At 72.5% G+C, this 12,568-nt stretch carries 14 protein-coding genes; 8 read left to right on the plus strand and 6 right to left on the minus strand.

Annotation, left to right across the window (positions count from 1 at the left end; genetic code table 11):
- Window positions 1-20 precede the first annotated feature (20 nt).
- Genes uraD through ACFYXA_RS02000 form a run of 4 tightly spaced genes read left to right on the plus strand, consistent with a single transcriptional unit; the run spans window position 21 to window position 3,247 of the window.
- The gene (uraD, locus tag ACFYXA_RS01985) at window positions 21-548 is read left to right on the plus strand and encodes a 2-oxo-4-hydroxy-4-carboxy-5-ureidoimidazoline decarboxylase (RefSeq protein WP_389027475.1); all 528 of its coding nucleotides are present in this window, start codon (window positions 21-23) and stop codon (window positions 546-548) included.
- The gene (gene uraH / locus ACFYXA_RS01990; protein WP_389027477.1) at window positions 545-940 is read left to right on the plus strand and encodes a hydroxyisourate hydrolase; all 396 of its coding nucleotides are present in this window, start codon (window positions 545-547) and stop codon (window positions 938-940) included. The genes uraD and uraH overlap by 4 nt, the downstream gene beginning before the upstream one ends.
- Before the next feature lie 4 nt (window positions 941-944).
- The gene (pucL, locus tag ACFYXA_RS01995; protein WP_389027479.1) at window positions 945-1,862 is read left to right on the plus strand and encodes a factor-independent urate hydroxylase; all 918 of its coding nucleotides are present in this window, start codon (window positions 945-947) and stop codon (window positions 1,860-1,862) included.
- An 11-nt stretch (window positions 1,863-1,873) separates the two neighbouring features.
- The gene (locus ACFYXA_RS02000; protein ID WP_351092455.1) at window positions 1,874-3,247 is read left to right on the plus strand and encodes an 8-oxoguanine deaminase; all 1,374 of its coding nucleotides are present in this window, start codon (window positions 1,874-1,876) and stop codon (window positions 3,245-3,247) included.
- 16 nt (window positions 3,248-3,263) lie between these two features.
- Here the strand turns inward: ACFYXA_RS02000 and ACFYXA_RS02005 are convergent, their stop codons facing one another.
- Both ACFYXA_RS02005 and ACFYXA_RS02010 read right to left on the minus strand, forming a co-directional pair.
- Window positions 3,264-3,863 carry an exonuclease domain-containing protein gene (locus ACFYXA_RS02005; RefSeq protein WP_389027482.1) on the minus strand — a complete coding sequence of 200 codons (600 nt, stop codon included), beginning with the start codon at window positions 3,861-3,863 and terminating at the stop codon, window positions 3,264-3,266.
- A 62-nt stretch (window positions 3,864-3,925) separates the two neighbouring features.
- Window positions 3,926-4,717, minus strand: coding sequence for a helix-turn-helix domain-containing protein (locus ACFYXA_RS02010; RefSeq protein WP_389027484.1), 792 nt, complete (start codon window positions 4,715-4,717; stop codon window positions 3,926-3,928).
- An 87-nt stretch (window positions 4,718-4,804) separates the two neighbouring features.
- On the opposite strand from ACFYXA_RS02010, the gene ACFYXA_RS02015 reads away from it, so the two are divergent.
- A complete protein-coding gene (locus ACFYXA_RS02015; RefSeq protein ID WP_389027486.1) occupies window positions 4,805-5,662 on the plus strand; it encodes an NAD(P)H-binding protein in 858 nt (285 codons plus the stop codon).
- 9 nt (window positions 5,663-5,671) lie between these two features.
- Here ACFYXA_RS02015 and ACFYXA_RS02020 read toward each other — a convergent pair whose 3' ends face one another.
- Entirely contained in the window at window positions 5,672-6,094 is a 423-nt protein-coding gene (locus tag ACFYXA_RS02020) for an acyl-CoA thioesterase (protein WP_352249377.1), read from the minus strand.
- Window positions 6,095-6,358: 264 nt separating this feature from the next.
- Between ACFYXA_RS02020 and ACFYXA_RS02025 the strand changes: the two genes are divergently transcribed.
- Window positions 6,359-7,018: a response regulator gene (locus tag ACFYXA_RS02025; RefSeq protein WP_389028993.1), complete on the plus strand. Its 660-nt coding sequence runs from the start codon at window positions 6,359-6,361 to the stop codon at window positions 7,016-7,018.
- Entirely contained in the window at window positions 7,015-8,124 is a 1,110-nt protein-coding gene (locus ACFYXA_RS02030) for a sensor histidine kinase (RefSeq protein WP_389027489.1), read from the plus strand. Before ACFYXA_RS02025 ends, ACFYXA_RS02030 begins: the two co-directional genes overlap by 4 nt.
- Here ACFYXA_RS02030 and ACFYXA_RS02035 read toward each other — a convergent pair.
- Together ACFYXA_RS02035 and ACFYXA_RS02040 are read right to left on the minus strand one after the other, a co-directional pair.
- Entirely contained in the window at window positions 8,085-9,902 is a 1,818-nt protein-coding gene (locus ACFYXA_RS02035; RefSeq protein ID WP_389027491.1) for an ABC transporter ATP-binding protein, read from the minus strand. The genes ACFYXA_RS02030 and ACFYXA_RS02035 overlap by 40 nt on opposite strands.
- 76 nt (window positions 9,903-9,978) lie before the next feature.
- Window positions 9,979-10,194 (minus strand): hypothetical protein, encoded by a 216-nt coding sequence (locus ACFYXA_RS02040; RefSeq protein ID WP_389027493.1) that lies wholly within the window; start codon window positions 10,192-10,194, stop codon window positions 9,979-9,981.
- Between the two features lie 214 nt (window positions 10,195-10,408).
- Between ACFYXA_RS02040 and ACFYXA_RS02045 the strand changes: the two genes are divergently transcribed.
- Window positions 10,409-11,677 (plus strand): DUF418 domain-containing protein, encoded by a 1,269-nt coding sequence (locus ACFYXA_RS02045; protein WP_389027495.1) that lies wholly within the window; start codon window positions 10,409-10,411, stop codon window positions 11,675-11,677.
- Between the two features lie 166 nt (window positions 11,678-11,843).
- Here ACFYXA_RS02045 and ACFYXA_RS02050 read toward each other — a convergent pair whose 3' ends face one another.
- Entirely contained in the window at window positions 11,844-12,479 is a 636-nt protein-coding gene (locus ACFYXA_RS02050) for a hypothetical protein (RefSeq protein ID WP_389027497.1), read from the minus strand.
- Window positions 12,480-12,568 lie beyond the last annotated feature (89 nt).

The raw sequence follows: 12,568 nt of genomic DNA on the forward strand, positions 1-12,568 counted from the left end.
CCACGGCCACGGAGGCTCCCGTGACGTCGACTCCCCAGCCCGCCGGTCTGAGCCGGTTCAACGCCCTGGAGGAGCGGGCGGCAGCCGCCGCGCTGCACGAGGTGTGCGCCTCCACGGCATGGGTGCGGCGGCTGCTCGCAGGCCGCCCCTACGCCACCCCCGACGACCTCTACGCCGCAAGCGACGCCGCGACGGCCGGCCTCAGCGCGCGGGACCTCGACGAGGCCATGGCCGGGCATCCGCCGATCGGCCGGCCCCGGCCCGGCGACCCGGCCTCCGCCCGCGAACAGCGCGGCATGGCCGGCGCGTCCGAGGAGCTGAGAGCGGAGATGCTCGAACTCAACCTGGCCTACCAGGAGAAGTTCGGGCACGTCTTCCTGATCTGCGCCACCGGCCGCACCGGCGAGCAGATGCGCGACGCCGTGCGGGAACGGATCGGCAACACGCCGGAGCGGGAGCGGGAGATCGTCCGCACCGAACTGGGGAAGATCAACCGCATCCGGCTCGCCCGCGTCGTCGAAGCCGAAGAGGACCGAGGAGCAGCATGAGCACCAGCACGACCGCCTCGGTGTCCACCCACATCCTGGACACCTCCGTCGGCCGCCCCGCCCGCGACGTCGCCGTCCGGATCGCCGCCCGCGCGGGCCGCGACGCCGGCTGGCAGCCGCTCGGCGGCTCCGCGACCGACGCGGACGGCCGGTGCAAGGACCTCCCGGACCCGCCGGAAGGCACCACCCACGTACGGCTCGACTTCGCGGTCGAGCCGTACTTCGAGAACGAGCGGGCCGACGAACGGCAGGACGCCCCCGCGCACCGCGACGGCGGTCCGGGCGTGTTCTTCCCGGAGGTGACGGTCACGTTCGCCGTCGCGCCCGGCGAGCACTACCACGTACCGCTGCTGCTCAACCCGTTCGGCTACTCCGTATACCGAGGGAGCTAGCTCCATGGCAGACAACCCCCGCCCCGGCCGCCCCGTGCTCGGGCCGAACCGGTACGGCAAGGCCGAGACCCGGGTCGTCAAGGTCACGCGCGACGGCGCCACCCACCACATCAAGGACCTCAGCGTCTCCGTGTCGCTCAGCGGCGACATGGAGGAGGTCCACTACTCGGGCTCGAACGCCAGCGTCCTGCCGACCGACACCACCAAGAACACGGTGTACGCGTTCGCCAAGGAGCACGGCGTCGACTCCCCCGAGCAGTTCGGCATCCACCTCGCCCGCCACTTCGTCACCTCGCAGCAGTCGATCCACCGGGCCCGGATCCGCGTCGAGGAGTACGCCTGGGAGCGCATCGAGACCGCAGGGGAGGGCGCGCACTCCTTCGTCCGCAAGGGCCAGGAGACCCGGCTCGCCCAGATCGCCTACGACGGCGAGCGCTGGGAGGTCGTCGCCGGGCTCAAGGACCTGACCGTGCTGAACAGCACCGACTCCGAGTTCTGGGGCTACGTCAAGGACAGGTACACCACGCTCCCCGAGGCCCACGACCGGGTGCTGGCCACCGAGGTCTCCGGGCGCTGGCGCCTGAACTGGACCGACGACGCGCAGCCCGCGCCCGACTGGAACGAGTCCTACGCGCGGACCCGCGAACACCTGCTCTCGGCCTTCGCCGAGACGTACTCGCTGTCCCTCCAGCAGACCCTGTACGCGATGGGCTCCCGGATCGTCGAGCACCGCCCGGAGATCGACGAGGTCCGCTTCTCGCTGCCCAACAAGCACCACTTCCTGGTGGATCTCGCGCCGTTCGGTTTGGAGAACGACAACGAGGTGTACTTCGCCGCGGACCGCCCCTACGGCCTGATCGAGGCCACCGTCCTGCGGGACGGCTGCGAGGCGCGGATCCCGGAGGACCTGACCAACCTGTGAGGACGGACCGGATGACCCAGCGCACCGTCATCGAGAACGCGGCCATCGCGACCGTGGACGCGCACGACACCGAGCACGCCTCGGGGCACGTGGTCCTGGCGGACGACCGGATCGAGTCGATCGGCCCCGGCCGCGCCCCCGAGGGCCTGGAGAACGTCGTACGGTGCGTCGACGCCACCGGCCACCTCGTGACCCCGGGCCTGGTCAACACCCACCACCACTTCTACCAGTGGATCACCCGGGGCCTCGCCACCGACCACAACCTCTTCGACTGGCTCGTCGCGCTGTACCCGACGTGGGCGCGCATCGACGAGCCGATGGTGCGCGCGGCCGCGCAGGGCTCGCTCGCGATGATGGCCCGCGGCGGCGTCACCACCGCCATGGACCACCACTACGTCTTCCCCCGCGGCTGCGGGGACCTGGAAGGCACGATCATCGGCGTCGCCCGCGACATGGGCGTCCGCTTCACCCTGGCGCGCGGCTCCATGGACCGCGGCGAGAAGGACGGCGGCCTGCCGCCCGACTTCGCCGTCGAGAGCCTGGAGGACGCCCTCGCCGCCACCGAGAAGACCGTACGGCGCCACCACGACTCCTCGTTCGGCGCGATGACCCAGGTGGCCGTCGCCCCCTGCTCGCCCTTCTCCGTCTCCACCGAACTGATGCGGCAGGGAGCGGAGTTGGCGCGCCGGCTCGGCGTGCGGCTGCACACCCACGGCTCGGAGACGGTCGAGGAGGAGAAGTTCTGCCACGAGCTGTTCGGCATGGGCCCCACCGACTACTTCGAGTCCACCGGCTGGCTCGGCGACGACGTGTGGATGGCGCACTGCGTCCACATGAACGACTCCGACATCGAAGCCTTCGCCCGCACGAGGACCGGCGTCGCCCACTGTCCCTCCTCCAACGCCCGCCTGGCGGCGGGGATCGCACGCGTCCCCGACCTCCTCGCGGCCGGCGTCCCGGTGGGCCTCGGCGTCGACGGCACCGCGTCCAACGAGTCCGGCGAACTGCACACCGAGCTGCGCAACGCCCTCCTCGTCAACCGGCTCGGCCCCCACCGCGAGGCCGCCCTGAACGCCCGTCAGGCGCTGCGCCTCGGCACCTACGGCGGAGCCCAGGTCCTGGGCCGGGAAAGGGAGATCGGCTCACTGGAGCCGGGCAAGCTGGCCGACCTGGTGCTCTGGCGGATGGACACCCTCGCCCACGCCTCCATCGCCGACCCGGTGACCGCGCTGGTCTTCGGCGCGGCCGCCCCGGTCACCGCCTCCTTCGTGAACGGCCGCCAGATCGTCGAGAACGGCCGGCTGCTGACCGCCGACGAGGACGCGATCGCCCGCTCCACCCGCGAGGAGGCGAGGCGGCTGGCCCGGATCGCCGCCGGTTCCTGAGCCGAAAGGGGCGGCCTCAGGACGCCGGGGTGCCCGCCCAGGCCATGAGGTTGGCGAACAGTTCGGCCTGCTCGATCGCGTCGTCGAGGGCGTGGTGGGTGTGGCGGCGCGTCGACAGCAGCCCGGGCGGCATGGCGCGCTTCGCCACCGCCCGCAGCGGCAGCCCCGCTTTCGCGGCGTACAGCGTCTTCATGTCGAGGCAGCCGGAGTGCCCGAACGGACTCGCCCCGGTGAACCGGATCAGATACCAGTACAGGAACGTCCAGTCGTACGACGCCGGGTAGCCGCACATCACCGGCTGCGCGCCGTCGCTCACTTCACGCACCCAGCGGGCGAACTGGGCCATTGCCAGGGAGGGTTCGGTCCCCTCCTCGCGCAGCCGCTCCCGGTCGAGCCCGCTCACGGCCAGCGCCTCGGGCACGAACTCCTCGCTGATGGGCCGCAGTTCGCGGTAGAACGTCCGCGCGGCGGGATCGGCCGCGGTGAAACCGTCCGCGTCCTGCACACCGGCGACCGCGGCGCCGAGGCTGAGCATCGAGTACGGGCCGGGAATGGGCCCGTCGGCCTCGACGTCCACGGAGATGTACAGGCTGGGTCTGACGCGTCGCGGGGGCATGGGACGGGAGCATCGCAGGTGCGCGGGGTGCGGTGCACCCGAATTCCGCTTCCCCGCCGGCCTCATGAGGGTGCTTGGCAGGGTGTGGTCCGCGGCAGCCGCCCTGAGAAGAACGCCCGGGGCGGCACACCCATCAGGGTGCGGAAGTCGGCCGTCATGTGCGACTGGTCGTAGTAACCGGTGACGGCGGCGAGTTCGGCCCACGGGGTGGTCAGGGCGTGCTCCAGGACGTGCCGCACGCGGTCGATGCGGGCGAAGTGCTTGGGGGAGAGGCCGATGCCCTCCGCGAAAAGGTTGCGCAACTGGCGTTCGCTGACGGCCAGTTCGCGGGCGACGTCCCGCACGGCGGCCGGCACGCGGTCCCGGCGGGTCGACAGGGCGGCGACGGCGGCGCGCAGCAGCCGGTCGCGGTCGCGGGAACGGTCGGTGGGCGAAGGGAGCAGATCAGCGAGGCCGGACGTGACCTCGCCCGGATCCCGGTACGCCAGTTCTCGCGCCAGTGCACGGGCGGTGTCGGAGGGCAGGGCGCCCAGCGGCATCACCCGGCCGACGAGGTCCACGGCCGGCACGCCCAGCAGCGGTCGCGCCGCACCCGGCTCCAGACGCAGGCGCACACAGGACACCACCCGCTTCCGCGTGTCCGCGTGATACGTGGCCAGGGTGCGCGGTCCGACGACCAGTGTGTCGCGCCGCCCGTCGCCCCGCAGGCGCACGACCACCTGGGTCGCGGTGTCCGGCGGGTGTGCGAGGGCGTTCTCGACGGGACCCGTGGCCCGCACCGCCGCGACGCCGGAGATCCAGGGGCGCGCCCGGTCGTGGACGGTGAGGGGCTGTTCGGCGAGGACGTCGGTCACCGCTCCACCGTAAGCGGCGGACGGGTCCCGGAGGCCTGCCGAAGCGTGCCGGAATCTCCTAGAGACGCGGCGGCGACGCCCGGCACCGTGAGAGCCATGATCCTCGTGACCGGTGCCACGGGCACCATCGGCAGTGAACTCGTACGACAGTTGACGGCGCGCGGCGAGAAGGTGCGCGCACTGCTCCGCGACCCGGCGAAGGCCGCCGCGTTGCCCCCGGGGGTGGAGGTGGCACGTGGGGACTACCTCGACCCCGGCTCCCTGGAGGCCGCGGCGGCCGGAGCACAGGCCGCGTTCCTGGTGGGCGTCCCGGGGCCGGACACCCACCACGACCAGGCGCTGGTGGCGGCGGCCCGGTCGGCGCGGGTCGGCCGGCTGGTGAAGCTGTCCGCGATCGCGACCGGAGACCCCGGTCTGGGCGCTTTCGGAACGTGGCATCTGCCCGGCGAGCGGGCCGTGCGCGAGAGCGGGGCCGAGTGGGCCGTCCTGCGGCCCTCGTCGTTCGCCTCGAACACACTGAGCTGGGCGGCCCCGATCAGGGCGGGCGAGCCGGTGCCGAACATGAGCGGCGACGGGGCGCAGGGCGTGATCGACCCGCGTGACGTGGCCGAGGCCGCGGCGCGGGTCCTCCTCGACGGCCGGCTCGCCGGACGGACGTACACGCTGACCGGACCGGAGACGATCAGCGTCCCGGAACAGGCCGCCGTGCTTGCCGAGGTCCTCGGCCGGCCGGTCACCACCCGGGACCTCACACCGCGGGAGGCGCGTGAGCGCCTGCTCGCATGGGGTCTCGGCGAGGCCCAGGCGGAGGGCGTCCTGGCCGGCAACGCCTTCGTGCGCGACGGCGGCAACGCCCTGGTCACCGAGGACGTGCCGGAGCTGCTGGGGCGTCCGGCGCGGACCTACCGCGAGTGGGCGCGGGAGCGTCGAGCGGCCTTCGGGTGACGTCGTCCGTCAGAGGCCGAACAGGGCCGGGTCGGACGCCAGTTCCTTGAAGTGGTTCTGCGGGTCGGGCACCATCCGCCGTGTCTTCAGGTCCAGCAGGCCGCCGACCGCGGTGAGTTCGGCCGCCACCGTGCCGTCGGCCTTGCGCATGACCTGCTCGATGCGGAACGTCTTGCCGCCGCTCCACTCGAAGACGCACGTCACGTCGACCTCGTCGCCGGCGAGCAGCTCACGCTTGTAGCGGATGGTCGTCTCCAGGGCGACGGGCCCGACGCCTCTCGCGATCAGGGCGGCCTGGGTGATCCCGGCAGCCTGGAGCAGCGACCAGCGCGCGTGCTCCGCGTAGTTGACGTACACGCTCTGGTTCACATGGCCCTGCGTGTCGGTCTCGTATCCGCGGACGGTGATCCGGACGGAAAACGGCTCGCTCAATGCTGGCTCCTCCTGCTGTGTTCGTCCGGGGGACATCATCATCCTCGCCTATTACGGCGTCTTCCGAGACCGCCCCCGCCGACCGGAGGGGTCGGTGGGCCGACTGGCGGGACACCTCGTGGCCCTGCCGAGCGGTGGGTGCTACCCCGCCGTGTGGCTGGCGCTGCAGCTCAGCGGGTCGCCGGGACCGATCGGGGCCTTAGGGTCGAGTCGGCATGGGCCGAACGGCATGAACAAGGCGAGGCGGGGCGTGTGATACGGGTAGTGGTGGTGGACGACGAGGCACTGGTCCGCTCGGGCTTCGAACTCATTCTGGGCGCGTCCGAGGACATCGAGGTCGTCGCGACCGCGAGCGGCGGAGACGCGGTGGACACCGTCCGCCGGGAGCGGCCCGGCGTGGTGCTGCTGGACATCCGGATGCCGGACGTCGACGGGCTCACCGTCCTGCGCGAGCTGCGCACGATGCCGGACCCGCCGGTGGTGGCGATGCTGACCACGTTCGACGCCGACGAGTACATCCTGACCGCGCTGAACGGCGGCGCTGCCGGCTTCCTGCTCAAGGACACCGAACCGGAGCAACTCCCCCACCTGGTGCGCACCCTGGCCGCGGGCGGCGTCGTGCTGTCCCCCAAGGCGTCGCGGACCCTGCTGCACAGCCACCCCGGCACCGAGAGGGCTGTCGACGAGGACGCGGCGCGGGTCCGGCTGCTCACCGCGCGGGAGCGTGACGTCCTCGTCCTGGTGGCGGAGGGCTTGTCGAACGCGGACATCGGGGCGCGCATCCACCTCGGTGCGGGCACGGTCAAGGACCACGTCAGCGCGATCCTGACGAAGCTGCGGGTGGCGGGCCGGGTACAGGCCGCGCTGCTGGCGCAGCGGGCCGGGCTCCTCGACGAGCGCCTGCGGTCGGAGGTCGGCGGATGAGCCGTGCACGCGCCCTGTGGCAGCGGCTTCCCGCGCCGGTCATCGACCTCGCCTTGGTGGCCGCGGCGGCCGTGGACGTGCGGCTGAACAACTGGGAGCCCACGCGCCTCGCGCTCGCGCTGGCGGCTGTCGGGTGCAGCGCGCTGGCCTTCCGGCGCAGGTTCCCGCTCGGCGTGTTCCTGCTCACCCTGCCCGTCGCGCTGATGCAGGATGTCGCCGTCGCTGTGCTCGCGGCGCTGTTCACCCTGGCCGAACGCTCCCGCAACCGCCGTCTCCTCGCCGTGTGCGTCGCCCTGGCCGCCGTCGCGAGCAGCACTCCGTGGCCCCTGGCCGAGGTCGACCGGACCATGACATTGGTCTTCTTCGTGTACGGCCTGGCCACGGCCGCGGCACCGGTCCTCTTCGGCCAGCTGCTCCAGGCACAGCGGGACCTGGCGCGGCGACTGGCCGAGATCGAGGAGGCAAGGGAACACGAGCGGACCCTGCACGCCCAGGCCGTCCTCGCCCGCGAACGCGCCCAACTGGCACGCGAGATGCACGACGTGGTCTCCCACCAGGTCAGCCTGATCGCCGTCCGGGCCGGGGCGTTGCAGGTCGCCACCAAGGACGCGGACGCCAAGGAGGCCGCCCGCACGATCCGTTCGCTGAGCGTCACCACGCTCGACGAACTGCGCACCATGGTCACGCTGCTGCGGGCCTCCGGCGGCGACGCCACCGAGCTGACGCCTCAGCCCACCCTTGCCGACCTGCGTAAGCTCGTGGAATCGAGCGGCACTCACGTACAGCTGACGGGGGAACTGCCACCCTCTGTGAGCACACCCACCCAACGCGCCCTCTACCGTACGGTTCAGGAAGCGCTGACCAACGTCCGCAAACACGCACCTGGCGCCACTGCCGGCGTCGAATTGTGGCAGGACGGCGACGGCATCGGAGTGACCGTCACCAACACCCCACCCACGCGTCCTTCCCTGTCGCTCCCCGGCTCCCGGCAAGGCCTCGTCGGACTGCGTGAACGTGCCGACATCCTGCACGGCACCCTGGATGCGGGCCCGACCACGGAAGGCGGCTACCGGGTGCGGCTGCGGATCCCGCTCAGCGCGGACTGAGTGACCAGGAGCTGGGCGGCTGCCAGTCGTGCGTACAGCGGGTCCTCGGTCACCAGTTCCTCGTGAGTGCCGACGGCTCGGACCTGGCCGGCGTCCAGGACGACGATGCGGTCGGCTCCGGTCACCGTGGACAGGCGGTGGGCCACCACCAGCACGGTGGTGTCGCGGGCCACCTCCGTGATCACGTCCCGCAGCACGAGCTCGTTGACGGCGTCGAGCTGTGAGGTCGCCTCGTCCAGGAGCAGCAGCCGGGGCTTGCGCAGCAGGGCGCGGGCGATGGCGACGCGCTGCCGTTCGCCGCCCGACAGTCTCGAACCGCGGTGTCCGACCGGGGTGTCCAGGCCGTGGGGCAGGCGCTCGACGAGGGTTTCGAGCTTCGTGCGGGCGAGGACGTCGCGGATGTCGTCGTCGCTCGCGCCGGGCGCCGCGAAGACGAGGTTCTCCCGCAGGGTGCCGGCCAAGACGGGCGCGTCCTGTTCCACGTACCCGATGGCAGACCGCAGCTCGGACAGGGACCAGTCCCGCACGTCCTTGCCGTCGACCAGGACCCGGCCGCCGGTGACCTCGTGGAACCGCTCGATGAGCGCGAAGACCGTCGACTTGCCCGCGCCCGAGGGACCGACGAAGGCCGTCGTACCGGTTCCCGGAACCTCGAAACTCACCTGCCGATGGATGTACGGCGAACCGGGCCCGTAGCGGAAGGACACGTCCTCGAAGCGGACCGACGCCGGCTCCGACACCGGTGCCCCCTGCCTGGGCGGGCCGTTGTGCCGGCCGTCGGTCGGCTCGGTCGCCAGCTGTTCCACCTGCGCGATCCGGGAGAGCGCTGCCGCGCCCTCCTGATACTGGGAGACGGCGTCGACCAGTCTGGACACCGGCTCGATCAGGTAGAAGAGATACAGCAGGAAGGCGATGAGGGTGGACACGGGGATCTCCCCGGACGCCACGCGCGCCCCGCCGACCGCGAGCACCGCGAGGAAGGCCAGCTGGACGGCGAGTTCGTCGGCCGAGCCCGCCGCGGCCTCCCACTTCGCGCTCTTCACGCCGTGCCGCCACGCCCGCCGCGCAGCCGCCTCCACCCGGGCGGTCTCCCGGCCCTCGGCACCGGACGCCTTCACCGTGCGGAACGCCCCGAAGGCCCGCTCCAACGCGACGGAGATCTCCCCGACCGCCTGCTGTGATCGCTCGGTGGCCCGGGCGATCTTCGGCATGACCAGCGCGACGGCCCCGCCGACCAGCACGACCACGCCGAGCGTGACACCCAGCAGCACGACATCGAGCAGAGCCATCATCACGATCGCCGCGACGAACGCGACCGCACCCGTGGCCGCGGAGACGACCGCCTGCGTGCTGACCGCCCGCAGCAGCGTGGTGTCCGAGGTGACGCGGGACATCAGATCACCCGGCGGGATCCGCTCCCATTCCGCGATCCGCAGCCGCAACAACCGCCCCACCACGGTGCGTCGAGCGGCCAGGACCACCGACTCCGCCGTCCGCTCCAGCACGTACGCGCCGAACGCCTCGACCACCGTGCCCACCACCACCAGCACGGTGAGCCCGATCAGGATCCCGGCGATGGTCCCACCCGAAGCCATCCGGTCCACCAGCGCTTTCGTGGCCAACGGCTGCAGCAGCGCCCCGGCGGCCCCCACCAGGGCGCACAACAGACCAAGGGCAACGGCCCAACGGTGCGGCCGGACATACCCGTACAGCGCCCTGACGGTCTCCCGGGCAGACAGGGACGTCTCGTCCTTCGCCGGGCCGGATGCGGCGTTCACAACGTTCCTTCCTTCTGCGGTCCGCCCGGCACCGCGCAGACGGTGCCGGGCGGACCGGGCGTGATGGTGTGCCGGCTCAACGGACGAGTCCGGCCGTGCTCGATGAAAGGGCGCGCACAAACGCTTCGGGGAGCTCAGGGCGTACGACGACCAGGGCGAGGGCGCCCACAGCCAGCACCAGGCCGAGGAACTCCAGGAAGTCGCCTCTGAGAGGGACCACGTCATGCCCCGGTTCGTCAGCTGGTGAGGCGCGGGAGGTGTCGCGCTGTTTGCGCCGCGCACGGTGTGTCATGCCTCGACCCTGGAAGCCCGGCCGTCCCGCCCCCATCCGGCAACCGTCGGGTTCACCCCCGCCGAGTGGCTGGACAAGATCACCGCCCGGTCGCACCGGACCGGGCCGGGGACGAGGTTCCGCCGGTCGGCAGGGCGGTACCCGCCGGTCGGCGGGGGCGTCACTGCAGCCTGCCGGATGGCCCGCCCCCTGAACTCCGCGCGAGGTTCGCCGTATGACACAGACGCAGCCGCCGCAGGAGACGTCAGCTCTCCCGGAGAACCCACCTCCGCCGCCCCGAACCTCCCCCGAGTCCGCCGTGCCGGCCTCGGCCGGTCCTTCGACGGGACGCCTCGTCGGGGTGGACCTGGCCCGCGCGCTGGCGGTGTTCGGCATGTACGTCGTGCACATCGGCCCCCCGCTGTCCGCCACGACCGGCGTGGCGAGCTGGATCCGCTACATGGCGGACGGCCACTCGTCGGTCCTGTTCGCCACCCTCGCCGGGTTCTCGCTGATGCTGATCGCCGGCCGTCGCCAACCGAAGACGGGCCTGGCGGGCCGGCAGGCGAAGGCCCGCATCGCGATCCGCGCCGTGGTCCTGCTGGTGCTGGGCACCGTGCTGGCGATGGAGTACGGGGGAGTGATCATCCTCGGCTTCTACGGGGTCTACTTCCTGCTGGCCCTTCCCCTGGTGCGACTGCGTGCCAGGACACTCGCGATCATCTCGGCCGCGTTCGCCCTCGTCGCACCGCAGTTGGCGTATGTCCTGACCTCGCTGCTGACTTCGTCGGTCCAGGAGAGCATCAACGCCCACGACCCGCTCCGCCGCCTCAGCGAGGTGGGAGTGCTCGATCTGCTGCTCACCGGCTTCTACCCGGCGCTCACGTGGATGTCGTTCGTGATCGCGGGCATGGCACTGGGCCGCCTCGACCTGTCCTCCGGCACCGTTCAGAAGCGCCTCGCCGCGCTCGGCGCCTCCCTCACCGCGGCCGCCTACAGCATGTCCCTGCTGCTCGCCGGATCGGGCGCGTTGAGGAGCATGGCGGAAGACGGGTCCTCGTCCGGCGGCTCCGGTTCGATGCCCCCCGTCAGCGGTTCGATGCCCCCGGACGGGGGGTCGTTCCCCGACATTCCGGCCTCGTCGCTCCTGGCGGCCGGGCCGCACAGCGGGACCACGTTCGACATCATCGGCAGCGTGGGCGTCGCCATCCTCGTGATCGTGGGCGCGACGGTGGCGATGGACCGCCTGCCGCGACTGCGCCGCCTGGCCAAGCCGGTCATCGCCGTGGGCACCATGTCCCTGACCGCCTACGTCGGCCACTTCCTCGCCCAGTCCGCGCTGTCGGTGCCCGCCGGGACCGGCGCCCAGCAATCATGGGTGCCGCTCGTCATGTTCGTCCTCGGGGCGACCGTGTTCGCCGCGATCTGGTCCCGCTTCTTCCGCCGAGGCCCCCTGGAACACCTCCTCAACGCCGCCACCAAACCGGCGAAGCACATCCGATGAGACCCGGCCGGGGTGGGACGCCCCCTCGCTCCACCCCGGCACCGAGATGCCCGAGCAGTTCCTCATCCCCTCCCCGGACTCCGACCCCGAGCCCCTGTCGGCCCTCGACAGGACGACACTGCGGGCCCTGAAAGACCGACGGCTTCGGCACATCCTGGCACGCCCCTCACACGCGGCGCGGGGACGCCAGCAGGTAGCGGTCTCTCGTGCGGGGGTCGGTGTGCTCCCCGACCTGCCAGCCCGCCCCTTCCAGTGTCGCCGCGCACGCCCGCAGCGTCCCGCCGTCCGGCCCGCGCACCGCGACGGCGTCCGGCTGCGGCGTCGCCCGGACCCGGTAGCCGTCGCCGTCCGGCCCGGCGGGGCGGTGCCCGGCGGCCTCCAGGGCGAGCGCGGCGGCCCGCACGAGATGCGTACGCTCCCACCCGCACGGCCGGTCCGCGGCGCCGTCCGGATTCGTCATCCGGCGCAGCTCCAGCAACCCCTGCCAGGCGCTGTGCACCTCCCGGGCGCGCGAGGGCCCCACGGCCGGCTCCTCCTCGCCGCCGACCCGCGCGGCGAACACCCCGCCCGCGCCCGCCGCCTCCTGAGCCGCTTCGGCCGCGGGGGGCGGTTCGGGCGCGGCCTCGCGTATCCGGTGCCCGGCGGGCGTCAGGAAGCAGTCGTGCGGCGGGCGCGGATGCCGGAAGGCGAGCCCGCGCCCCACCAGCGCCGCGAGCTGCGCCTCCGTACCCCGCAGCCGCCCGGTGACGGGATCGGCGGTGTCGATCACCCGCCGCTGCGCGGCGGTCGGCGGTCGTGTCAACGCGTACCCCCTCCGGGCCACGGGGACGACGGGCCCGCTCCCGCCGTTCACCCATCGCCTCCGAGGCTACGACGCGGGTCTGACATCCC

The sequence above is a fragment of the Streptomyces sp. NPDC002566 genome, from assembly GCF_042889585.1.
Classification (GTDB): domain Bacteria; phylum Actinomycetota; class Actinomycetes; order Streptomycetales; family Streptomycetaceae; genus Streptomyces.